The 21,671-nt window shown below is 55.8% G+C and carries 22 protein-coding genes; 16 read left to right on the forward strand and 6 right to left on the reverse strand.

The features are described 5' to 3' along the window. Window positions 1-15 precede the first annotated feature (15 nt). From HEQ61_RS03855 to HEQ61_RS03875, 5 genes are read left to right on the forward strand one after another with little or no spacing between them, the layout of a single operon-like run. Entirely contained in the window at window positions 16-993 is a 978-nt protein-coding gene (locus HEQ61_RS03855; protein ID WP_168019414.1) for a homoserine kinase, read from the forward strand. Continuing rightward, window positions 990-1,460 carry a ribonuclease HI gene (gene rnhA / locus HEQ61_RS03860; protein WP_168019412.1) on the forward strand — a complete coding sequence of 157 codons (471 nt, stop codon included), beginning with the start codon at window positions 990-992 and terminating at the stop codon, window positions 1,458-1,460. Before HEQ61_RS03855 ends, rnhA begins: the two co-directional genes overlap by 4 nt. Before the next feature lie 57 nt (window positions 1,461-1,517). After that, window positions 1,518-2,309, forward strand: coding sequence for a hypothetical protein (locus tag HEQ61_RS03865; protein WP_168019410.1), 792 nt, complete (start codon window positions 1,518-1,520; stop codon window positions 2,307-2,309). A 5-nt stretch (window positions 2,310-2,314) separates the two neighbouring features. After that, entirely contained in the window at window positions 2,315-3,139 is an 825-nt protein-coding gene (gene pyrF / locus HEQ61_RS03870) for an orotidine-5'-phosphate decarboxylase (protein WP_322099181.1), read from the forward strand. Further along, window positions 3,136-3,807: a phosphoribosylanthranilate isomerase gene (locus HEQ61_RS03875; protein WP_168019408.1), complete on the forward strand. Its 672-nt coding sequence runs from the start codon at window positions 3,136-3,138 to the stop codon at window positions 3,805-3,807. The genes pyrF and HEQ61_RS03875 overlap by 4 nt, the downstream gene beginning before the upstream one ends. 27 nt (window positions 3,808-3,834) lie before the next feature. Here HEQ61_RS03875 and HEQ61_RS03880 read toward each other — a convergent pair whose 3' ends face one another. Beyond that, a complete protein-coding gene (locus HEQ61_RS03880) occupies window positions 3,835-4,665 on the reverse strand; it encodes a ferritin-like domain-containing protein (RefSeq protein WP_168019407.1) in 831 nt (276 codons plus the stop codon). A gap of 314 nt (window positions 4,666-4,979) precedes the next feature. Between HEQ61_RS03880 and HEQ61_RS03885 the strand changes: the two genes are divergently transcribed. Then, window positions 4,980-5,495, forward strand: a complete 516-nt coding sequence (locus tag HEQ61_RS03885; RefSeq protein WP_168019406.1) for a hypothetical protein — start codon at window positions 4,980-4,982, stop codon at window positions 5,493-5,495. Between the two features lie 23 nt (window positions 5,496-5,518). On the opposite strand, the gene gpt is transcribed toward HEQ61_RS03885, so the two are convergent. Beyond that, window positions 5,519-6,010: a xanthine phosphoribosyltransferase gene (gpt, locus tag HEQ61_RS03890; protein WP_168019405.1), complete on the reverse strand. Its 492-nt coding sequence runs from the start codon at window positions 6,008-6,010 to the stop codon at window positions 5,519-5,521. 339 nt (window positions 6,011-6,349) lie between these two features. Between gpt and HEQ61_RS03895 the strand changes: the two genes are divergently transcribed. Together HEQ61_RS03895 and arcD are read left to right on the forward strand one after the other, a co-directional pair. Next, on the forward strand, window positions 6,350-7,747 hold the full coding sequence (locus tag HEQ61_RS03895) for an L-serine ammonia-lyase (RefSeq protein WP_168084756.1): 1,398 nt from the start codon (window positions 6,350-6,352) through the stop codon (window positions 7,745-7,747). A gap of 412 nt (window positions 7,748-8,159) precedes the next feature. Continuing rightward, window positions 8,160-9,644 carry an arginine-ornithine antiporter gene (gene arcD / locus HEQ61_RS03900; protein WP_245183115.1) on the forward strand — a complete coding sequence of 495 codons (1,485 nt, stop codon included), beginning with the start codon at window positions 8,160-8,162 and terminating at the stop codon, window positions 9,642-9,644. A gap of 52 nt (window positions 9,645-9,696) precedes the next feature. On the opposite strand, the gene apbC is transcribed toward arcD, so the two are convergent. Further along, the gene (gene apbC / locus HEQ61_RS03905) at window positions 9,697-10,830 is read right to left on the reverse strand and encodes an iron-sulfur cluster carrier protein ApbC (RefSeq protein WP_168019404.1); all 1,134 of its coding nucleotides are present in this window, start codon (window positions 10,828-10,830) and stop codon (window positions 9,697-9,699) included. A 225-nt stretch (window positions 10,831-11,055) separates the two neighbouring features. Here apbC and hflK point away from each other — a divergent pair, with 225 nt between their 5' ends. The 3 genes from hflK (at window position 11,056) to HEQ61_RS03920 (ending at window position 14,794) form a co-directional block, all read left to right on the forward strand. Beyond that, the gene (gene hflK, locus HEQ61_RS03910; RefSeq protein WP_168019403.1) at window positions 11,056-12,204 is read left to right on the forward strand and encodes an FtsH protease activity modulator HflK; all 1,149 of its coding nucleotides are present in this window, start codon (window positions 11,056-11,058) and stop codon (window positions 12,202-12,204) included. Beyond that, window positions 12,201-13,085 carry a protease modulator HflC gene (hflC, locus tag HEQ61_RS03915; RefSeq protein WP_168019401.1) on the forward strand — a complete coding sequence of 295 codons (885 nt, stop codon included), beginning with the start codon at window positions 12,201-12,203 and terminating at the stop codon, window positions 13,083-13,085. Before hflK ends, hflC begins: the two co-directional genes overlap by 4 nt. Before the next feature lie 197 nt (window positions 13,086-13,282). Further along, window positions 13,283-14,794, forward strand: a complete 1,512-nt coding sequence (locus HEQ61_RS03920; protein WP_322099182.1) for a Do family serine endopeptidase — start codon at window positions 13,283-13,285, stop codon at window positions 14,792-14,794. Window positions 14,795-14,836: 42 nt separating this feature from the next. Here HEQ61_RS03920 and HEQ61_RS03925 read toward each other — a convergent pair whose 3' ends face one another. From HEQ61_RS03925 to HEQ61_RS03935, 3 genes are all read right to left on the reverse strand, one after another. Further along, entirely contained in the window at window positions 14,837-15,913 is a 1,077-nt protein-coding gene (locus HEQ61_RS03925) for a hypothetical protein (RefSeq protein WP_168019397.1), read from the reverse strand. A gap of 246 nt (window positions 15,914-16,159) precedes the next feature. Next, window positions 16,160-17,113 carry an acetyl-CoA carboxylase carboxyltransferase subunit alpha gene (locus HEQ61_RS03930; protein WP_168019396.1) on the reverse strand — a complete coding sequence of 318 codons (954 nt, stop codon included), beginning with the start codon at window positions 17,111-17,113 and terminating at the stop codon, window positions 16,160-16,162. Between the two features lie 122 nt (window positions 17,114-17,235). After that, window positions 17,236-18,102 (reverse strand): DUF4743 domain-containing protein, encoded by an 867-nt coding sequence (locus HEQ61_RS03935; protein WP_168019395.1) that lies wholly within the window; start codon window positions 18,100-18,102, stop codon window positions 17,236-17,238. A 191-nt stretch (window positions 18,103-18,293) separates the two neighbouring features. On the opposite strand from HEQ61_RS03935, the gene HEQ61_RS03940 reads away from it, so the two are divergent. From HEQ61_RS03940 to HEQ61_RS03960, 5 genes are all read left to right on the forward strand, one after another. After that, complete coding sequence (locus HEQ61_RS03940) at window positions 18,294-19,370, forward strand: hypothetical protein (RefSeq protein WP_168019394.1); 1,077 nt, start codon at window positions 18,294-18,296, stop codon at window positions 19,368-19,370. A gap of 270 nt (window positions 19,371-19,640) precedes the next feature. After that, window positions 19,641-19,805 carry a hypothetical protein gene (locus HEQ61_RS03945; protein WP_168019393.1) on the forward strand — a complete coding sequence of 55 codons (165 nt, stop codon included), beginning with the start codon at window positions 19,641-19,643 and terminating at the stop codon, window positions 19,803-19,805. Window positions 19,806-19,876: 71 nt separating this feature from the next. Next, the gene (locus HEQ61_RS03950) at window positions 19,877-20,605 is read left to right on the forward strand and encodes a protein phosphatase CheZ (protein WP_168019392.1); all 729 of its coding nucleotides are present in this window, start codon (window positions 19,877-19,879) and stop codon (window positions 20,603-20,605) included. Window positions 20,606-20,698: 93 nt separating this feature from the next. Next, on the forward strand, window positions 20,699-20,983 hold the full coding sequence (gene rpmB, locus HEQ61_RS03955) for a 50S ribosomal protein L28 (protein WP_168019391.1): 285 nt from the start codon (window positions 20,699-20,701) through the stop codon (window positions 20,981-20,983). A 130-nt stretch (window positions 20,984-21,113) separates the two neighbouring features. Beyond that, window positions 21,114-21,638 carry a hypothetical protein gene (locus HEQ61_RS03960; protein WP_168019390.1) on the forward strand — a complete coding sequence of 175 codons (525 nt, stop codon included), beginning with the start codon at window positions 21,114-21,116 and terminating at the stop codon, window positions 21,636-21,638. Window positions 21,639-21,671 lie beyond the last annotated feature (33 nt).

Raw genomic sequence — 21,671 nt, forward strand, 5'->3', positions numbered from 1 at the left:
GAGAAATACAGAACAATGGCCGTTTATACCAAGGTCGGCGATTCCGAGCTGGCCGCGTTTGTCCGCTCTTATGATATCGGGGATGTCCAGTCTCTGGAGGGTATTGCAGAAGGGGTTGAGAATACCAATTTTCGTCTGGTGACCAGCGGCGGTACCTTTATCCTGACCTTGTACGAAAAAAGGGTTGATCCGGACCATTTACCCTTCTTTCTTGGCTTGATGCGGCATTTGGCTGCGCGTGGTGTTCCTTGCCCTGTGCCGGTGGATAACAGGCATGGTCAGGCGTTGGGTATGTTGTGTGGGCGTCCGGCTGCCCTTGTTACGTTCTTGCAGGGGCATTGGCCGCGACAGATCCTGCCTGTCCACATGGAACCGCTGGGCATGGCGTTGGCCACGATGCACCGCGGGGCTACCGATTTTGCCATGACCCGCCCCAATGATTTGTCCCTGCAGGGGTGGCATACCCTGTACAGGGCCTGTGCCGATCGCGCCCATGACATTGAGCCAGGCCTGGCTGATGAACTTGCCGCTGAGCTTGCTGTTCTTGATGATGTGTGGCCTTCCGGGCTTCCCTACGGGATCATTCACGCCGACCTGTTTCCTGATAATGTGTTTTTTCAGGATGGCCATCTTTCCGGGCTTATTGATTTCTACTTCGCCTGCAATGACATGTTGGCCTATGACATTGCTGTTTGCCTCAATGCCTGGTGTTTTGATGAGATGGCTGGTTTCAGTGCCGAACGTGCCCGTCTCTTCCTTTCTGGTTACCACAGTGTGCGTCCTTTACAGCCGGCAGAGCTTGACAGCCTGCCGTTGTTGGCCCGCGGTGCGGCACTGCGTTTTCTCCTGACCCGCCTTTATGACTGGTTGTACACAGATCCCGATGCTCTTGTGACCAGGAAAGACCCGCTTGAGTACCTGCGCAGGCTGCGTTTCCACCGTACGGCTGCCGGGATTTCCGCGTATGGATTGACGCCGGGAGAGCTGGTATGAGCCAGACACGGGATGATTCGGATCGCGTTGAAATTTTTACAGACGGGGCTTGTTCCGGGAATCCGGGCCCGGGTGGATGGGGGGCCATTTTGCGCTGGAAAGGGCACGAAAAAGAGATTTGCGGGGGGGAAAGCGAAACCACCAACAACAGGATGGAGCTGACCTCGGTAATCGAGGCTCTCAAGACCTTGCGGCGTCCGATGGTGGTAGATGTCTATACAGACAGCACATATGTCCAGAAGGGCATGACCGAATGGCTGCAGGGGTGGAAAAGGAAGCAATGGAAGACGGCTGACAACAAGCCAGTCAAAAATGCGGACCTGTGGCAGCTTCTTGATGTGCAGGCCAGCCGCCATGAGGTACGATGGCACTGGGTCAAGGGGCATGCCGGCCACCCGGATAACGAAAGGGCAGATTTCCTTGCCCGGTCCGGCATCCCGCAATCAACCCGCCAGGCTATGGATTGATTGCCCTTCAGTGGCGATGGCAACAGTTCCGGTTGTGGTGATGTACAGGGGAATGCCGTGTCGGACCAGAACAAGGACAAGAAGCTGAGACTGGGTGTCGGCGGGCCGGAAATGATCGTGCACGCCGAGGAAATTGGTAAGGTTGCAAAGAAGCTGGCGGAATCACGGGGCGTTGACAAGCTGGTTGCCGAAACCGAGCTGTTTGTCAAAGGCCAGGTCGCCCGTATGGAGATTACCTGCTCCAGCTGTGCCCGGCGTATGGTTCAGGATGCCTCTGCCGAGGCATTGAGGGCCGAGCCTATCGAGCGCCCCGCGTGGGACCGCCGTGCTGATTTTCTCCTGCGTTTGATTGTTGCCTTCTACCCACACGGTGTTTCCAACGAGGTCAAGGATCACTCCCTGGTTCTGCCCCGGCACTGTTTGGTGCGCCTGGGGGGGTTCTGGCGTGATGTTCTGGGGACTTTTCCCTATTCGGACCTGAATTCGGATGCCAGCCGCCTGATGACGCGCTTTCCCTCGGCCCGGGATAGCGAGCTGCGGTCGTTGATGTTTTCCCACCCGCCCTCGCGGCTTTTGCTGATGAAGCTTCTGACGCGCCTGTTGGCCATTTTCCAGGATGCTCCGGCCTTGCGTTCCCACTTCATTCCTGCTCTTGCGTATGACAAGTGGCCCAATATTTTCAAGCCGACGGAGAAGCATTTTTCGGCGATATGCTCGGGTTTGTTCGGTGACTTCATGCTGCAGCTCCAGAAGCCCCGGCAGGGGGATGATATGGAGCAATGGTTCGGGCGTGGGGCAACGGGGCGGCTTCTGGACTTGTTGGAAATGACGATCAGCCCCGGTGGCTGAGCTGTTTGTATTCCGTTCTTGCCGAGTCTGGTGGTGGTGCTATAACCATCGGCATCTTAGCCTTGGACAGGATACCTGCCATGTTTCCGGCCAACCCGTTGTTTGTTGCCTTGGATACGGTTGATCACACCCGTGCCGTGCGGCTGGCTTCTGCTGTAAAAGATCTGGCAGGAGGGATCAAGCTTGGTCTTGAGTATTATTCCGCCCATGGGCCCGATGGTGTGCGCTCTGTCCAGGAAGTATCGGGTGGTTTGTCGCTTTTCCTTGATCTCAAATTCCACGATATCCCCAATACGGTTGCCGGTGCTGTGCGTGCCGCGTGTCAGCTTTCTCCCTTTTGTATGACGCTGCATGCCGGGGGAGGGCGCGACATGATGCGCGCCGCAGCGGATGCCGTGCATGAGGAAGCGGGGCGGCGTGGCATTGTCAGGCCACGGCTGTTTGCTGTGACTGTCCTGACCAGTCTGAATGCTGCAGATCTGGCTGAAGTTGGTCTGCCGCGTGTGCCTACGGACCAAGTGCGGCACTTGGTCTCTCTGGCCCGTGATTGCCGTATGGACGGGGTTGTGTGCTCGGCGTACGAGGCTGAGCTTGTCCGTTCTGCCTGTGGGCCCGATTTCGCGATTGTCGTGCCGGGCATCCGGCCACTGTGGGCTGGCTCCGGTGATCAGAAGCGTGTTGCAACCCCGGCAGAAGCACGGGAAGCAGGCGCGGATTATCTTGTTGTCGGTCGTCCGGTAACCACGGCAGAAGATCCTTCACAGGCCGTTTATCGTATACTGGAGGAGCTGGCCGATCCAGCTTTCTCCCAGCAAGGAGATTATGTGTGAGCCAGCCGGTACTCATCAAGATTTGTGGCCTGACCGACGAGGATGCGGTTGAAACGGCAGCAGGGGCCGGTGCCGACTTCCTTGGCTTTGTCTTTTGTCCTGCCAGCCCCCGTGCTGTCAGCCCGGAACGTGCAGCCGAGCTTCTGGCCGGTGTACCAGCTGAGATCCGCGACGAAATTCGGATTGTTGGCTTGTTCGTTGATCCATCTGATGCGGACATTGATGCGGTGTACCGTCATGTCAGGCTGGATGTCATTCAGCTCCATGGAACCGAGAGTCCTGAGCGGGTCGAGGAACTCCGGCTGGAGTATGGTTCGGAAGTGATCAAGGCCATTGGTGTTGCCAGTGCTGCCGATCTGGAGGACGCAAGGCCTTATGACGGTATTGCTGACTGGTTGCTGTTTGATGCCCGTCCTCCGGAAGGAGCGTCTTGCCCAGGAGGAAATGGCCATGCATTTCCGTGGTCTGTAATGCGGGGGTGGTCCGGCCAGAGTCCCTGGCTTCTGGCTGGCGGACTGAATCCCGAAAACGTGGCGGCAGCAATGGCAGAAAGCGGTGCTGTTGGTGTCGATGTGTCTTCTGGCGTCGAGCGTGCGCTAGGGGTGAAAGACCCGGAGCGTATCGCCCGTTTTATTGTTGCGGCGCTTGATGCGGGTGAAGGAGAGTAGTCTCCCTCACCTTTTCAGGTATCCAGATCAGGCGGCCTGACGCTTCAGCTCGGCATCCAGTTTCTTGGCCCGCCGTGAGATGAAAGACCACATGATCTTGCCGACAGCCGCCCCGACCAATCCACCGGGTCTTATACCGGCTGCCTTCAAGACCATGTTGGAAGCGCGTTCTACATGCAACGGCCTGTAGAAACTGAAGGCCCGGGCACCATAGGCCAAGCTGGCCCGGGCACGGTCATAGGGTGTGTCGGCTGGCGCATTAGCGGCATGCCATGCAAAGGACAGCTCGTCATCCTCGCTTTCACGGATTCGTCCCATGGCGACCAGAAGGCGCCGCCATGTGGGGATTTGTTCTTTGTCCAGATAATCCTGCAGGGCAGTGTAAAACAGCTTGTAGTGACGGAACTCATCGCCGGCAATCCGGTGGCAGATGTACTGCAGGACAGGTTCTTCGGTTCCATCGCGCAGGGCGGAGTAGTAGGAGCTGGTACCCGTCTCTACGATGCAGCGTGCAATCAGCTCGCGGGTCAGTGACCCGCGTATGCTTTCTCCTGTTTCCAGATTGATCCGGTATCCATCCCGGAATCTCTGGAGTGCAGATTTGTAGTCGAAAGTCTGGTCTGCACGTTCAGCCCAGAGTCCCAATGCATCACCGTGCTGTACCTCTTCTTCCTGCCATTCATCGGCCAGGGACTGGAAGGATGGGTCTGCATGGAACACGTTCTTCAGATATGTGGTGTAATCTGCGGCGTTTCGCTCGACCAAGGCGGCGGCCTTAACCAGCTTGGTCACTTCGGGATCAACCTTGGAGGGGTCAAACTGGCTCCAGGGAATATCGTCCAATTTCCATGTCTTCATTGTGCTGTTTGTATCTCCATTTACACCGACAGCAACTGTTTCCACGCAAAAAGAAAAGGGAACCAGTTACCCGCGCATCATCCAAGATCTTATACCTTTTGTAGTGATAGCCATGAAAAATACAAGGATATGTGTTCGGAAAAGGTTGCGTTTGCTCTCCTGGGGGAGGCTTGTAGAGGATGATTTTCATCTCTGGATTGTTGATTCTGCAGCGGGGATATCATCGTTTTGTGACTGTCTATCCGCCCGGGCATTGCGTGCATGTGTCGGGTCGGGAATAATTCACGGGGTAATGGCCAGGGTTATCGGGAAGCATGAATACGTCCAGTCAGAACAGGGCTCCTGAGAATGACACCCCTCCCGAGGAATGGCAGGCGAAGGTCGCTGGCGCCAATATCAGCCAGCAGACCCTTCTGGCGACAGATTATCTCAATCATTTCAATGAAATAGTCATGCTGATGGATATCTTGGCAGATATGCCGGAGCTTTTGGAAGAATGCCTGCAGTGGACGCCAAAGAGTTATCAGGAACACTTTCGCGACAGTAGCTTCTCGGATAAAGAACTGGCAATTGAGGCGTATAATCATGTGCCCGCCCGTTACAAGCGGCCGTTCGAGGATACCATTGCCCAGATGGATTCGATTGTTCAGCAATCGTTGGAGCGTGTTGCCGAGGCGGTCAAACTGCAGGACCAAGAGATCGTAAGGGCGAGGGCAAAGGCAGGCTCAACGGCATTGCAGCGCCTGATTGACGTTGCCAGCTCCATCATTCACGGCAGGGACGCCGCGATGGATCAATCACAGATTGATGAAATCTTTCGTCACCTCTGAGAAATACTGATAGCAGGCCCTTTTCAGGGAATCCGTTTTGCCAATGGCTCATTGGGCATCAGCTCTGCATCCCACGGAAACAGGAGCCACATGTCTTGGGGAACGGCCACAGCGTATGTATCAACGCAAGGTTCTCCATGGGGTTTTGCATAGACGGTTGCCATGTAGCCCTGCGGCAGGATCGCTTTGGCCTTGCGAGCTGTAACGCCTGAATCAACCAAGTCATCGATAATCAGCCATCCTTCACCGTTCCCGACCACATCTTTCTGAACGGTCTTTGCTACTCTGACTTCCCCTTGGACGCGATCATCATAGGAAATGATGGACAGGCAGTCGATTAATCTCAGGTCAAGCTCGCGGGCAATGATGGAAGAGGGAATAAGTCCCCCCCTGGTTATAGCCACGATGCCCTTCCAGTCTTTGCGACCCATCAGTTTGTGCGCCAGAAGGCGCGTATCACGGTGGAACAGCTCCCACGCGATGGGCAAGTAGCGGTTTGCTGAATAGTCCTGCATGGCGCACGCTTCCACGAATCCAATTTCTCAAAGGTTTATCCCGACGTATGGGCATAGCTCCACCCAAGTTACAGGGCGGTTTTTGTATCCCATGATTTTCTGTCTGCGTCACATGTAAATTTTCTTGCCATACGTGGTTCTTTGTTACCGTATTCTTGATGAAATATTATTGTTGGACATACGTAGTTTCTATGTTCTCATCATCCGTTGAGACTGTCTTCGTTACCCTTTTCCGGGTTCCTGTGTCCGATGAAGGCAGGCTTGGCTTGCGGGTATACGTCCGGAGCGGATTCTGCTTGGGGGCACAGCTAGCATGTTCACTGTTGGATGAATGAAAAGATGGCTGCGGAATCGCCAACAAATTTGAGTGTATGTGATCTTTATACCATTGGTGTCGGTCCCTCCAGCTCACATACGGTTGGGCCAATGCGGGCAGGATACCGTTTTGTGCAGTCTCTGATACAGCAAAATATTCTGGATGCCGTTGCGTCGGTAACAGCCGAGCTTTACGGATCATTGGCCCTGACCGGCAAGGGGCATGCAACCGATACGGCTGTTTTGGTCGGGTTATCCGGAGAACAGCCGGAAACTGTTGATCCGGATGCGATCCCGACGATTGTTGCCGGGATTGAGCGTGAAGGAACGCTTCGTTTGGGAGGAACGCGGACGATTTCTTTTGCGGTATCCAAAGACCTTGTCTGGCGGTTTGATGATGTTCTTCCGGGTCATCCCAACGGGCTGCGCTTTACAGTCCGCGATGCCGGTGGCGAGGTTTTGTGTACGCGCGACTATTACTCGGTCGGAGGCGGCTTTGTTGTGACCGAGGGAGAGAGCGAGGCTGCCCTTACCCCGGGGCGCAATGTCTTTCAGCCTTACCCCTATAACTCGGCTGCAGAACTGGTTGCGATCTGTAACAGGGACAGCCTTTCAGTTGCCCAGGTTATGATGGCCAACGAGCAAGTCTGGCGCCCCGAAAGCGAGACCCATGCTTTCCTGGATCGTGTCCGTGATGCCATGATGCAGTGTATTGACCGGGGGATTTCACAGACAGGTATTTTGCCGGGGGGGCTGAAGGTCCGTCGCCGTGCCAATGATTTGTTTCGTGAGCTGACCGGAAGGCCCGAGGCCGCCATGAAGGATCCTCTGACAGTCCTTGACTGGGTCAATCTCTATGCCTTGGCGGTCAACGAGGAAAACGCAGCTGGCAGCCGTGTTGTCACGGCGCCAACCAATGGCGCTTCAGGCGTTATACCAGCTGTGCTGGCATACTATGAACGGTTCTGCCCGGGGGCAACCCGGGATGGCAGCCGGACATTCCTGATGACAGCGGCTGCGATTGGTGCCTTGTACAAGACACGTGCCTCAATTTCTGCGGCCGAGGTTGGCTGTCAGGGAGAAGTCGGCGTGGCTTGCTCGATGGCAGCAGGGGCGTTGACGGCTGTTCTGGGCGGGACGCCGGATCAGGTTGAGAACGCAGCCGAGATTGGCATGGAGCACAATCTTGGCTTGACATGTGATCCTGTGGGGGGCTTGGTGCAGGTTCCCTGTATCGAGCGCAACACGATGGGGGCCGTCAAGGCAATCAACGCTGCGCGTCTGGCATTGCGCGGCGATGGCCAGCACTTGGTGTCACTGGACAAGGTCATCGAGACCATGCGCCAGACCGGCCTTGATATGCAGAGCAAGTATAAGGAAACCTCGCAGGGCGGGCTGTCTGTCAATGTGGTTGCGTGTTAGTCCCGTGCCTTGAGACACTCTTTATGAATTCGGTATGAGCCCGCAAGACTTCCATATGGTGGTTCTGCGGGCTTTTACTGGCGTCTAATGACACAGCGAATCCAGTTCCTGGACACGGATGCTCCCCTGACATTATGTTTCATGAACTGATCAATTTGATATATATACTTTGCATAAAGCATATTTTTTACTGATATATGACATATATACGTTCATGCTACTGCAAAATGTATATGCAGATCCCTGTTGGTTGTGTTATCGCTCCTTTCCATAAGAAGGACGTTTATAGGGGCCTGTTTTCGGCTCGTCCGGCGTCATTTTCATGGTGCTTCCTGCCCTGACAGGGCTGTGAGGCGCGTTTTTGTGGATCATCTCCTTGTATTGAAGAGATTTTGCAGTGAGGGACACAGAGATGACAAAGCAGGCCGGTGTTTTGAGCCCCGGAGATCTTGAAATGGTTGTGCAGGAAACGGCGCCGTCCCGCAGTGGGTTGCGTCTTGGGGCTCTGACAGCCTTGGTCGTTGGTTCGATGATTGGTGGCGGTATTTTTGCGTTGCCGCAGAACACCGCCAGCAGTGCCGCGCCTGGTGCCATGCTCATTGGCTGGACAATCAGCGCCTTGGGCATGCTTGCCCTTGCGTGGGTTTTCCGTCTTCTTGCTGATCGCAGGGCTGACTTGGACGGGGGCATCTATGCCTATGCCAGGGCCGGCTTTGGTAACTATGTTGGTTTCTTGTCAGCTTGGGGGTACTGGATCAGTGCCTGGATCGGGACAACCAGCTACCTTGTTTTGTTGCTCAGTACGCTGGGGTATTTCTTTCCTGTTTTTGGGGATGGTAACACCCTGTGGGCTGTGATTGCAGCCTCCGCACTGCTCTGGGCCGTGCATGCCATGGTGCTGCGTGGTATTACCGGTGCTGTTCTTGCCAACCAGGTTGCAACGGTTGCCAAGGTTATTCCCTTGATCCTGTTTGTCATCATTGCCGCCACGGCTTTCCAGCTGGATATCTTTACAACTGATATCTGGGGTGCTGGCAGTACGGATCTGGGCAGTGTCATGGACCAGGTTCGTAACATGATGCTGATTACAGTCTGGGTTTTTATCGGTATTGAAGGGGCTGGTGTTTACTCGGCACGTGCCCGGCGGCGTTCCGATGTCGGCAAGGCGACAGTTCTGGGGTTTCTTGGGGTTATGGCCCTTCTGGTTTCTGTCAATGTGCTGTCTATGGGCATTATGTCCAGAGCGGAACTGGCAGGACTCAAAGACCCCTCCATGGCATATGTTCTGGAGAGTGTTGTTGGTCCCTGGGGAGCCGTTCTGGTCAGTGTCGGGCTGGTGATTTCCCTGCTTGGTGGTTTGCTGGCCTGGATGCTGCTGTGTACCGAGATTTCGTTCTCGGCATCAAAAGGCAGAAGCATGCCGGCTTTCTTGCGTCAGGAGAATGCAAACCGGGTTCCTGCCAATGCCCTGTTCTTGTCCAATGTCATGATCCAGATTTTTCTGGTCCTGACCCTGTTCAACGAATCAACGTATCTGGCCTTGGCATCTCTTGGTACCTCGATGATTCTGGTGCCTTATCTGTTATCTGCTGTTTTCGCCTTGCGCTGCGGTATGCGTGGTGAGTTGTACGGGCACGGTGTTGCCGGTCGCCGACGTGCGATGTGTGTGACAGGCTTGGCTGCCCTGTATAGTTTGTGGTTGCTGTATGCTGCCGGTGTTGACTATCTGCTTTTGTCTGCTCTTTTGTATACGCCGGGCATTGTCCTATATGTGCAGGCCAGAAGAGAGCTGCGTGAACCGGTCTTCAGGCGTCGGGAGGGTGTCCTCTTTTCCCTGCTGTTGGCCGGTGCTGTTGTTGCGGGATCGATGCTTTACGCCGGTTATCTCAGCCTCTGAGTGAGCCAATCGAGCACGCCCCCGCCCAAGAAGAAGGACGGGGGCAATTGTTTCAGAATGTCAGGCGCTGCAGGAAATACCGCCATCCCTTTTTGTCATGCATTTCATGTCTTGATTGCCCATGGCCTGTATCTGTGATCAGGCCCAGTTTTGTGGCGACTTTGGACGCGATGTCCATATACGCACGGGCATGAGGTCCATTGGGTGACGATACAACGCTTGGTCTGCCGCTGTCTGCATCTTGGCGAATGGTGGCAGCCAAGGGAATTTCGCCCAGAAAATCCACACCCATCTCTTTTGCTGTTTGTCGTGCCCCGCCGTGGTCAAACACGTCTTCGCGATGTCCGCATTGCGTACAGATGTGATAGCTCATGTTTTCGACAATGCCGAGGATGGGAACTTCGACCTTGTTGAACATACCCAGCCCCCTGCGTGCATCAAGCAGAGCAAGATCCTGAGGGGTGGAGACGATCACAGCCCCTGACAGTGCCAGCTTCTGGCTGATGGTGAGCTGCGTATCGCCCGTGCCTGGTGGCATGTCGATAATCATGATGTCGATATCATTCCATCGGGTATCACGCAGCATTTGCTCCAGAGCCCCCATAACCATGGGACCACGCCAGACGAGGGGGCTGTCTTCCTCCACCATGAAGCCAATCGACATGATTTTCAGGCCCATGCTTTCTGCGGGGATCAGGCCCTTGTCGTCACTGCTCAGGCGCTGTCCTCGCAAACCGGTCAGGCAGGGGATGCTTGGGCCATAGATGTCAGCGTCAAACAGGGCAACAGAAAGCCCCAGATGCTTCAGCGCCAAGGCAATGTTCACCGCTGTTGTCGATTTGCCAACACCACCCTTTCCCGATGCGACCGCGACAATTTTCTTTACTTCCGGCATGGGAATATGGCCTTGCACTTTCGGTCTGCTTTTCTTTTCCGGGTTGGTATGGGCGGTCAGCACAACAGTGGCAGCTTCAACACCGGGCAGGTCGGCGATGACCGTTTCCGCTGCCTGCCGTAAGGGTTCCAGTGATGAACCCAGTGCAGGCGGAACAACCAATGTTACCACGACATTCTGATTGGTGATGGTGATGCTTTCAACCCATCCTGCCGAGACGGGATCCCCGGCTTCGGGATGGGAAACCGTGCGCAGTGCATCGGTGATATGGTTCCTGTCGGGGGACAGCATTCCTGAAAACTCCGTGTCTACTCTGGTGTTGCAGATGTTCGGTGCATTGCGTGGGGCTGCTTCATGACCTATAAGGCTTGCACGGAGACTTTGTTCCGTACGGTTCCCGGGGCGGCAGGTAAGTGCTTTGGGGCCGGTTTTGCTTTTGTGACTGTAGCGGATTGTACACCATGTCCGGTGCACCATAGCGGCAGATCCGATGTCATTCGAGAAGGAATTGTGGTAATGGCCTCTAACAATCAGGGCGGCCCATGGGGCGGAAGTGGCCCCGGTGGTGGTAACGGGGGAAACAATCCCTGGGGGCGGCGTGGACCCCGCAGTGGGAATCAGCCACCGGACATTGATGACTTGCTTCGTCAGGGCCAGGATCATCTGCGTCGTATGCTTCCCGGGGGCTTTGGTTCAGGACGCGGGACCGTTCTTGTCGTCCTTGCTGTTCTTGCGGCGTGGATGCTGACCGGTTTGTATCGGGTTAATCCTGATGAACAGGGCGTAGAGTTGTTGTTCGGGCGTTATGTCAAGACAACGGGGCCCGGTCTGAACTACTGGTTTCCGGCTCCATTGGGTGAGGTTGTTACCCCGCGTGTTACAGAGACCCGCCAGATCAGCATTGGCTCCCGCGAGAATGCACGGTCTCTTCTGGCACCCCGCGATACAGTGCGCGGAGAGCTGGCTGCTGCAACCAGCCAGATGTTGACCGGCGACCAGAACATCATCGATCTGGATTTTATTGTTCAGTGGCGTATTCGTGAGGCGGGCGAGTTCCTGTTCAACATCCGCGATCCCGAGCAGACTGTGCGGGCTGCGGCTGAGAGTGCCATGCGTGAGGTCGTGGGGCAGACCCCGCTGGAGATGGCCATGACAACCGGACGTGCCGAGATACAGAGCCGTACGCGTGAGTTGTTGCAGAGCATTCTTGACAGTTACCATGCCGGCATCACGATTCTGGATGTGAAGCTCCAGAAAGCAGATCCGCCGCAGGATGTGATTGATGCCTTTAACGATGTCCAGCGTGCGCGCCAGGACAAGGAGCGTCTGCAGAACGAAGCTCAAGCTTACAAGAACGATATTATCCCGCGTGCCAAGGGGGAGGCCGAGCGTATGCAGCAGGAGGCTTCTGCCTACCGGGATCGTGTTGTCAAGGATGCTGAAGGTGAGTCGGCACGGTTCCTTTCTGTTTATGAAACGTACCGCAATGCCCGTACAGTCACGACAGAGCGTTTGTATCTGGAAGCCATGCAGGATGTCCTGAAAAACTCTGACAAGATTCTGCTGGGCCATGGAAATGCTGCCGGGCCTGGCGTTGTGCCCTATTTGCCATTGCCGGAGCTGAAGCGTACCGAGCGCGCAGCCGGACAGGAGAAAGCCCGATGAACAACGGAAAACTTGTGCTTGGTGGTGTGGCAGCGTTTGTGTTGCTGCTGCTGGTTTCCGGGGCTTTGTTTACTGTGCGTCAGACCCAGCAGGCTATTGTGCTGCAGTTCGGCAATCCGGTTCGAGTTATTCAGGAACCCGGTCTGCATGCCAAGATTCCGTTTGCCCAGAATGTGATCTTGTACGAGAACAGGGTGCTGGAACTTGACCCACCGACCCAGGAACTGCCCCTGATCGACCAGAAACGGATCATCGTTGATACCTATGCCCGCTACCGTATCGTCAACCCACTGGAATTCTACAAGACGGTGCGGACCGAGAGCGGTTTGCGCGATCGTCTGGGCGGAATTCTGAATGCAGCTGTGCGTGATGAGCTTGGTGAGTCTGATCTTGCCGATCTTTTGACACAAAAGCGTGGTGACGTGATGCGGCGGATCACCCGTGCGGTGCAGGTTCGTGCTCCGGAATTTGGTATCGAGATTGTGGACGTCCGCATTGGTCGTACCGATTTGCCCCAGCAGACATCCCAGTCTGTTTTTAACCGGATGCGATCCGACCGCGTGGCCCAAGCTGCTCAGTTGCGGGCCGAGGGTGAGGAGTTGAAGGCCAAAATCCAGGCTGAAGCCGACCGCGAGCGGACAGTTCTTCTGGCAGAAGCCCGCCGCGTTTCCGAGGTTCTGCGTGGTGAGGGCGATGGGGAGCGGAACCGTATTCTGGGCGATGCCTATGGCCGTGATCCCGAGTTCTTCCGGTTCTATCGGTCCATGGAAGCGTATCGCAATGCGCTGGGCAATGGCGGTACTGCAATGGTCCTGAGTCCTGATTCCGAGTTCCTGAAGTATTTTGATCGATCTGGTCCGGCGGGTAGTTCCGTCCGTTAGTCTTGATTCCGAAGGGAAGGGTCGGTCAGGCCGGCCCTTCTCGGGCAAGACGGCTTCTCATACCTTGTTCTTTGTGTAGTGTTTGGGCTTTGGTGTGAGAAAGCAGGAAAATCGGGCATATGGTGTCCGGGAAACTTTTGTTATGTTTCGCAGAGGGTCCTGATTCCCGGCAGGATGCTGCGTCAATGGAGGTTCTCGTGACTTTTGGGCCTTCCCTTAAAGCAAGGCAGCTGGTTCCCGTGTGGTTCCGGTGCGCGCGTGCGCTGTCTGTTCTGGTCTTGTCTGCCGCCTTTCTTGCATTGCCATCCGGTTTTACCGGCCTGGCCTCGGCACGCAGTACAACAACCAGCGTGGCTGATCTTGCCGAGCGGTTGTTGCCGGCGGTTGTCAATATTTCAACATCGCAGACCCTTTCAGCAGAGCGTATGCCGGATCTGCCGCAGTTCCCGCCAGGCTCTCCGTTCGAGGATTTTTTCAAGGAATTTTTTGAACGTGGTGCGCCCGGGAATCCCCATGGTGGGCGCAGGGCGACATCACTCGGTTCCGGGTTCATTATTGATCCTGAGGGCTACATCGTGACGAATAACCACGTTATTCAGGATGCTGACGAAATAACCATTATTCTGTCTGATGAGACGGCTTTGAAGGCGAAGCTGGTTGGTCGTGACAGCAAGGTTGATATTGCGTTGCTGAAGGTTGATGCCAAGCGCAAATTGCCTCACGTTGAATTTGGTGATTCCGACAAGGCCAGAGTTGGGGAAGAGGTTATTGCCATCGGTAATCCCCTTGGCTTGGGTGGCTCTGTTACAACCGGGATTATTTCGGCCAAGACGCGGGATATCAACTTCGGACCCTATGACAGCTTCATACAAACGGATGCAGCCATCAACAAGGGTAATTCCGGGGGGCCCCTGTTCAACATGGATGGCCAGGTGATCGGGGTCAATACCTCAATCTATTCGCCGTCTGGGGGGAATATCGGTATTGCCTTTGCGGCCCCGTCCAATTTATTGCGACAGGTTCTGGATGATATTCGCAAGTATGGCCGTACCCGGCGCGGATGGCTGGGTGTCCGTATCCAGAGTGTTACAGACGAAATTGCCGAGAGTATCGGGTTGAAGAAAGCGTACGGTGCCCTTGTCGCTTCGGCCGAGGCGGGGAGCCCTGCCGAAAGTGCAGGTATCCGGTCCGGCGACGTTATTATCGAGTGGAACGGCAAGGAAGTGAAAGAGATGCGTCGCTTGCCGGTGATGGTTGCAGAAACGGAGATCAACCAGAGTGTCCCCGTTGTTGTCTGGCGCAATGGCGAGCGGGTGAAGATCAAGGTCAAGGTTGGCGAGCTGAAGGATGATGAGCCATTGCCTGTGGCAGGGGCAGAGGAGGGGGCTGGTCCCGCTGATCAGGGTGCCATTGTTCAAAGTCTCGGGTTCTCGTTGTTGCCCTTGGGGCAGGCAGAAAAGAAGCGCTATAACATTCCTGATGATGCCAAAGGGATGATAGTAGCGGATGTTTTACCTTCCGGTGCTGCGGCAGAGAAAGGGATACGCCCTGGTGATGTCCTTGTCGAAGTCAACCAGAGTGCGGTTGCCTCTGTCGCCGAGGTAGAGGAGCAGATCAAGAAGGTACGCGAAAAGGCAAGGAAGTCTGTTCTTCTGTTGTTCCAGAACGCATCAGGCATGCGTTTTGTTGCCTTGCCAATAACCGGTTAATCGTTACCTGGTTTCCCCTGTAGGTCGGTCGCGCTGTCCGGCCTACAGGTCTCCCTTCCACGCGCTGTCGTGGGTCGGAACCCGTTCCAGAAGTCCGTTCTTGACCAAGCGGCGCTGGATAACGCGCCCTTCGCCCTGCGGGGGCGTATCATCTGACTCCGGTGCCGTGCGGGAGAACGCGATCTCGATACTGCCCAGATCGTGGCTGACCCAGTTGGCTTGCAGGGATCCGTCTTTCTTTGCTCCGTCAGGGCCTGTGCTCAGTTCGATACGCAGACGTGCATTGTTGGCATCAACCAACGTGAAGACAGCGCCTTTCTTTCCGTCCTGCGCATCACGCTCGTTGCGTGTTGCCTTGGTTGGCATGGAGAGATCAACCTGTGGAGACTTCATCCGGACAATCAGATTTTCCAGCCTCTCGCGGATATACAGGGCTTCCTCTGATCGAGCACCGTCGAACATCTGATCCATTACTTTGGCAACCAGTGTGCCGTCCGGACCCGTCGAGCGCAGGATTTCTGCTGATATACGCGTCTTCAGAAGGCCATCCAGGCGTTCCTCTACCAAGCGGCCAGCCCCCGGTGTGGCGTGGTTAAAAAAACCGCCGAGTGCTTGGGCCAGCTTGGTCTTTTGCGCATCATCACCCGTGTTGCCGGTTCCCGTATCCTGTTCGGCAACGGATTTTTCTATGGCCTGTGCTTCCGCGGAGTTGATGCCAGACAGAATATCAACCCATCCCTTCGCTTCGCCGGTTCGGTCCTTGTCTGTGATCTCATTCTTTTGATCAATGAAGGATTGCCCGTTCAGAACAGCGCGCTTCAAGGCCCGCAATGCTTTTGAGTCCAAGGTTTCTGTAACCCATGCCAACTTTCCGACAGGTGGTACATCGACATCTTGTCCCAGCAGTTTCCCGATAGCACTGCGCGAGAGTGCCACTTCGGACGCATTGCCAAAGCGTGACGACATGTTCTGACTCGGGGTTCCGGCACTTTCCAGGGCGGCTTGGTTTCGGGCAGCTGCCAGAAGGCGTGCCGAAGCGCCAATACCCTGACCATAGAGAGCCAGAAGATTACCCGTCTGAATGGGGCCAAGCAGGCCAGAGAGCATAGAAGGTTTCATGAACGTAGACCTGTTTTCTTCAAGGCATCCGGTCCGGTAAGGCCCTGTGGGCTACCGGTTCTCTGGCCATCAGCAGCAATATTCATGCCTGGAAGAAATTGGTCCTGCTAACAGTGGGATAGAGATGTCTCCGTCATCCCTTGTCGGCAAGGATTGCCGCCCGGTGGGCAGTTCTGTGCCGTGAAAGCAACAGGGCCACCCTGAGGCAGCCCTGTCGTACCGGTTTTTGATATCCAAGGTAGGCGTTCAATCCAGCCCCTGGCGTCCCATCTGGATAAATTTATCGCGACGCTTCTGACGCATAACCCCCGGTTCCATGGTGATCAGTCCTGTGAGGTGGCGCTCTATGGCCTCTCCGACAGCCTCGATAGCCGAGCGTGGCATACGGTGCGCCCCGCCCAAGGGCTCGGGGATAATTTCATCGACAAGACCCATCCGGTGAAGGTCTTGAGCCGTCAGGCGCATGGATTCAGCAGCGACCTGTGCCTGATCGCCTGATCGCCACAGAATCCCGGCGCATCCTTCTGGCGATATAACAGAGTAGATGGAATGCTCTAGCATGAGGATTGCGTTGGCAGCGGCCAAGGCGATAGCACCGCCGGACCCACCTTCCCCTATTACGACGGAAATCAGCGGAACCCGGATATCCAGGCATGTTTCCACAGAGCGGGCAATGGCTTCGGCCTGTCCCCTTTCCTCGGCATCCAGGCCGGGGAAAGCGCCCGCAGTGTCGACCAGTGTCAGGACCGGAAGGCCAAAGCGATCGGCCATCTGCATCAGGCGCCGGGCTTTCCGGTATCCTTCCGGGCGGGCCATGCCGAAGTTATGGCGCATCCGTGTTTCGCCATCGTGCCCTTTTTCCTGACCCATGACCATGACCGAGCGCCCGCGGAACCGTCCAATGCCGCCAATGATGGCTTCATCCTCTCCAAACTGGCGATCCCCGGCCAGGGGCTGGAAATCTTCGATAAGTGCGCGAAGATAGTCCACAAAATGGGGCCGCTCAGGATGACGGGCAACCTGTGTCTTCTGCCATGGGGTCAGGCGTGCATACGTCTCACGCAGCCGTCTCTCGACCTTGTTTTGCAGGCGGGCGACCTCTTCGGCGATATTGAGACCTTCTCCGTCACCCATGTGACGAAGGTCCTCTATTTTACCTTCCAGTTCAGCGACTGGTTTTTCGAAATCCAGAAAGTTCATGGATCCGCACTACACTGCCTTCAGAAAATGGAGCCTACGTCTAGCACAGGGTTCCCGGGGCGGCGACGGGAAAATGCATGTCCTGCGCCGAAACATGCCCGGACCCACCACGCTGTTGCTGTTTACGGGGCACTCAGGGGGGCACGCAATCCTCTGACCAGGCTTTCATAATCCGGCTCTTTTTCAGGATCCAGAAGTCCATGACGTAGGGCAAAGTCAAGAATAACCAAGGCGACATTGAATTTGGCATCCTGACTGCGGCGTACTTGTTCGATCAGCTCCTCTGCGGGAATCAGCTCGAATCGTTCGACCTCGCCGTCTGTGTTGCGCGGCACAAATGATGCGGGAAGTTCCAGGTCGAAACAGAACAGGGTATCCCGGCGAATACCCCATGCATTGTCCATCATATACGACACGGCACCGACCGGTCGGGCTGCGGCCGCAATATCCGCGGGCATGCCGGCTTCCTCTGCCGCTTCCTTGCGCAGATTGTCCAACAGGCTCAGGCCGGCTGGTTGTCCGCCGGCAATCATGCTGTCGAGTTTACCCGGGTCGAGTGTCTTGCTGGCAGAGCGAATGCCGGTCCAGATCATGATACGACCATCGGGTTGGCGGACATACCCGTTGACGTGGATACCCCATGCCAGAAGCCCCAGCATGGCAACGTATCCCCTGTCGATCTGCATCAGGTCGGGATTATGGAATGCCGTGCGGACGGCATACAGTTCATGGCGGCTTCGGGGGGCTTTTCCTTGTGCTGTCAATGTGTCCAGAACCTGCGCAGCAGCTTGTGTTCGTTGTGCCGGTGTCTTGTGCGTCGCGGCGACTCTGACCGTGTCAGATGTAACGGTGAAGATATCCGGAAAAGCGGACAGAGCCTCTGCGTGGTCATGCCGCACCATGCCAACCGGGTGGCCGGCAACGCTGAGGGGACGATACAAATGAGGTGTCCAGGCGTTGCAACGCTTGATGTGATCCTGGAAAGTCATGAACGGGTTCCGGTTCTCAGAGAGCTCCCCCAATCAAAAAAGGAAGGTTGGATTTTTGCAAGATTGTTGTGTGATGTTTCGGTGTTTGCCCTGCGTGAAAGGATCAATCACCATGGCGTGACAAGCTCTTTCCTTTTGTCCCATTATGGGCATCTGTTTGCTGCATCCTGCTCTTGATCGGGAGTTTCTCCATGATGGCCCTTGTCGTTGTTTTTTGCCTTGCAGGCTTGCTAACCTCGTTGTGGTTGGGCGGGGCTGTCCTCTACATAGGCTCCCTTGTCGGATGGGACAGCCTGATGCTTTTGCCGCCATCGGACATGGCTGTTCTTGTTGCGGGTACTTTTGGTCCGGTTGTTGCCCTGTGGCTGCTGGTTGGCTTCATCAACATGGCGGCTTCCGGGCATCGGCAGGAGCATGTTCTCAATACGCTGGCCCAGCAGTCGCGTCATACTTCCGATCATGTCGAGGCCCAGGTGCGCACCCTTCTGCAAATGCAGGCCGACAGCCGCCGTCAGGCAGCCGTAGAGGGAATGGAGCTGGCACTGCGTGACCTGAATGCGCATGCGTCTCTTTTGGCGGAGCGGCTGGGCATGGTCAGTACCGCCGAGGCAGAAACGCTGTGGGGGCGCACGGTATCCGGTGATGTGTGGGCCTTTGCCCAGGCTTTTCTTGTGCGCGCGGCTGCTTACCCTGAGTTTGCCGGTATGTTGGCCGAGCGTGCTCTGGGGGACCCTGTATCAGTTCAGGCCCTGCACTGTTTTATCCGCCGCTGCGAAGCCTTGCGGCACGAGGTTCAGCAGCATGACCTCCACCCGCTGTTCGGGCAGGTTATTGAGGAGGGGCCTCTTGCCCGTCTTCATACCCTGTTTTTGGATCTTGCGGACCGTATCGAAATTTTGCGCGATGTTAAGGTCGGATCTGCGGATTCTTTCTCTTCGACGGTCGAGGACGTGGTGCGCCAAAGGGTTTCATCCTCGCTGGGTGATGACTCCTCGTTACTGGAGCAAACAGATTTTGGCGACGAGAATGATCCGGCCGTTCCCGAGCCTGAACCTGTTTATGGCTCTGGCTCCCGCGCTTCTGCATCGCCTCGCACATTTGGTCTGGATCGCCTCCATGATGCCTTGGCCCGTATGGGGGGCGGAGGGGCCTATTCGTCGAGTACTCTCGGAGACGGGGCTACGGGGCTTCCCGAACGGCCTGTGCAAGGTGAGAAAGGTGTTCTTTCTCGTGAGGCACAGCACCCGGCGTCAGACGCGGTTGTATAATTCTGATATTAGGTATGGGGACCCTTGTGTCCGGTGTTGTGGCAGGGTCCCATCCGTATAAAGGCAAGGATATTGGGAGCTTTTCTGGAGAAGATGTGGGCCTTGTTTTCCCGCCAGCCATCGGGCAGGAAGCAACGGCGCAAAGGCAGGGCTGGCGTTGCGGCCACCCGGGTGGGTGCTCCTTCTCCACCCGATTCTAAACCTCAAGATGTTGCTGGTGGCGCTGAGAATACCCAAGATAGCTTCGGGGAGGTTCCAAAGGAGTATCCCATGACTCCGGAGCGTGCAGAACTTATCCGGCAGGCAAAGGATATTCTGCAGGCCAAGCAAAAAATGATCGAGTCCCTTCCAGAGCCACAGCGCCACAAACTGGCTCTTCTGGCTCATTTGATGTTGTCCATACAAAGCCGGCAGGACAAAAGCGAAAAATCCTAGCCTGCCTGTTTGTGGAATATCCGCTACTATGTCCTGTCAGAAGTTGACGTATGAACGGACGGGCAGAGCGGATGGGCAAAGGTCCTGTAACCGAGGCCGATCTCCTGAAGCGGGAGTTGCGAGGCCTTTTCGAACACATAAAGCGTATGCGCCTTGAAATTGCGTCGATTCGCCGTCCCGGATCCACGGACGAGGACGACCACTTCGCCAAGATGTCCGACGAACTTGATGCCATTGTTAATGCGACAGAAACAGCAACCGACAGCATTATGAGTGGTGTCGAGGAGCTTGACGACCTGTTGACTGGCCTCAGGAAGCATATTGCCGGTAACAGTGAAGCGTTGGAAACCCTTGACCGTGTGCCAGCCCTGACGGCCAATATCTTTGAAGCCTGTTCTTTTCAGGATATTACGGGACAACGAATCAGCAAGGTTGTCCGCTCGCTTCAGTATATCGAGGAGCGGGTCAATACCCTGATCAATATGTGGGGTTCCGATTCGCTGGCTGATGCCGATGTCGATGAAAAGCCCATTGATTTCGAGAAGTCGCTGCTCAATGGTCCCCAATTGCAGGGGAAAGGGGTCAGTCAAAAAGATGTTGATGCCATGCTGGGTGGGGGCGCTGCACAGGCACCGAAAGCCCCCGTTCCTCCTCCGCAACCCCCTGCAAAAGCAGAATCCGCACCTCCTGCGGCAAAGGCTCCTCCCAAGCCCCCTGCAGCGCCTGCGAAGCCATCGTCCGGCGATGATAACCCGGGGAATGGAATGGGGCAGGGAGATATAGATAATTTGTTCGGCTGACGATACATCTTGACGAAAGCTGGGCGTATAGCTAATAACCCTCCCTCCTGCTTTCCGTTCAGGCCTGAAGAAGACAAGAAAAGGATACGAACCATGGCTCGTCGTTGCATTGTTACCGGCAAAGGCGTTCAGACCGGCAACAACGTCAGCCACGCCAACAACAAGACCCGTCGTCGCTGGCTGCCAAACCTCCAGGAAACAGCCTTGGTGTCCGAGGCACTGGGCGAGTCGGTTGCGATCCGCGTCTCTGTCCATGGACTTCGGACAATTGAGCATCGCGGGGGCATTGATGCTTATCTGCTTGGCATGGCCAACACCAAACTTCCGGCTGACCTGCGTCGTTTGAAGAAGCGTATTCAGGCTGTCAAGGCCGCCTGATACCGACCTTCTTCAGGGTCCATGTTTGATATAGAAAGCCCTGTGCGTGAAACGCCCGGGCTTTCTGGCTTTTTAAATCCTTCTTCATTTCCCGAGGGTATACTGAGAAGCTATCTCCACGGGGGTGCCGGTGTATAGCCTTTCCGAGTCGCCGTTCTTTGCTGATGGGGCTGTCTGGTCTGCCGAGGGACAGTATGTCGAGGAAAAAGGCATCGTTCTGCCCGCGCATGGATCGTGGCGTGTCCGTCATCGTCGCCTGCGGCAAAGAGATCGATCTGCGGATGATGAATCTCTTGATGTGCCGAGCCTTACCTCTCCTCGTTTGGTTTGGTACATCGAGGCGGATCTGAGACTAATAACTGCCCAGGGCGACTTTGGAGCTATGCGCGGGGTTATCTCGGTCGATCCTCCTACAGAAAAGCGCCCGCGTGATGCGTGGTGGGAATGGTCCAGTCCCGGCATCGGGACATTGGGTGGCCGTTATACCCGTGTTGGTGATACCATCATCAGTCAAGGGGCAACAGATGATGGTGTGCATGTCCTCACCGAGTGCTTCCTGATATCAGAGTCCGGCATAATCGGGGTCGTACGCGGTGTTTTATCCCGTGACGGGGAGACAATCGCGTCGTGGGGATTGACTCTGAGTCTTGAGTAAGATGTTGAGCTTACTGTACACTTGATAACTGTT

Origin of the sequence: Haematospirillum sp. H4485 (assembly GCF_012102745.1) — a bacterium.
Classification (GTDB): domain Bacteria; phylum Pseudomonadota; class Alphaproteobacteria; order Rhodospirillales; family Rhodospirillaceae; genus Haematospirillum.

What these genes read in the sequence shown, in the direction of transcription:
- HEQ61_RS03855 (WP_168019414.1), top strand. Translation starts at nt 16, where the DNA reads ATGGCCGTTTATACCAAGGTCGGCGATTCCGAGCTGGCCGCGTTTGTC.
- rnhA (WP_168019412.1), top strand. Translation starts at nt 990, where the DNA reads ATGAGCCAGACACGGGATGATTCGGATCGCGTTGAAATTTTTACAGAC.
- HEQ61_RS03880 (WP_168019407.1), bottom strand. Translation starts at nt 4,665, where the DNA reads ATGAAGACATGGAAATTGGACGATATTCCCTGGAGCCAGTTTGACCCC.
- HEQ61_RS03885 (WP_168019406.1), top strand. Translation starts at nt 4,980, where the DNA reads ATGAATACGTCCAGTCAGAACAGGGCTCCTGAGAATGACACCCCTCCC.
- gpt (WP_168019405.1), bottom strand. Translation starts at nt 6,010, where the DNA reads ATGCAGGACTATTCAGCAAACCGCTACTTGCCCATCGCGTGGGAGCTG.
- HEQ61_RS03895 (WP_168084756.1), top strand. Translation starts at nt 6,350, where the DNA reads ATGGCTGCGGAATCGCCAACAAATTTGAGTGTATGTGATCTTTATACC.
- arcD (WP_245183115.1), top strand. Translation starts at nt 8,160, where the DNA reads ATGACAAAGCAGGCCGGTGTTTTGAGCCCCGGAGATCTTGAAATGGTT.
- apbC (WP_168019404.1), bottom strand. Translation starts at nt 10,830, where the DNA reads ATGCTGTCCCCCGACAGGAACCATATCACCGATGCACTGCGCACGGTT.
- hflK (WP_168019403.1), top strand. Translation starts at nt 11,056, where the DNA reads ATGGCCTCTAACAATCAGGGCGGCCCATGGGGCGGAAGTGGCCCCGGT.
- hflC (WP_168019401.1), top strand. Translation starts at nt 12,201, where the DNA reads ATGAACAACGGAAAACTTGTGCTTGGTGGTGTGGCAGCGTTTGTGTTG.
- HEQ61_RS03925 (WP_168019397.1), bottom strand. Translation starts at nt 15,913, where the DNA reads ATGAAACCTTCTATGCTCTCTGGCCTGCTTGGCCCCATTCAGACGGGT.
- HEQ61_RS03930 (WP_168019396.1), bottom strand. Translation starts at nt 17,113, where the DNA reads ATGAACTTTCTGGATTTCGAAAAACCAGTCGCTGAACTGGAAGGTAAA.
- HEQ61_RS03935 (WP_168019395.1), bottom strand. Translation starts at nt 18,102, where the DNA reads ATGACTTTCCAGGATCACATCAAGCGTTGCAACGCCTGGACACCTCAT.
- HEQ61_RS03940 (WP_168019394.1), top strand. Translation starts at nt 18,294, where the DNA reads ATGATGGCCCTTGTCGTTGTTTTTTGCCTTGCAGGCTTGCTAACCTCG.
- HEQ61_RS03945 (WP_168019393.1), top strand. Translation starts at nt 19,641, where the DNA reads ATGACTCCGGAGCGTGCAGAACTTATCCGGCAGGCAAAGGATATTCTG.
- HEQ61_RS03950 (WP_168019392.1), top strand. Translation starts at nt 19,877, where the DNA reads ATGGGCAAAGGTCCTGTAACCGAGGCCGATCTCCTGAAGCGGGAGTTG.
- rpmB (WP_168019391.1), top strand. Translation starts at nt 20,699, where the DNA reads ATGGCTCGTCGTTGCATTGTTACCGGCAAAGGCGTTCAGACCGGCAAC.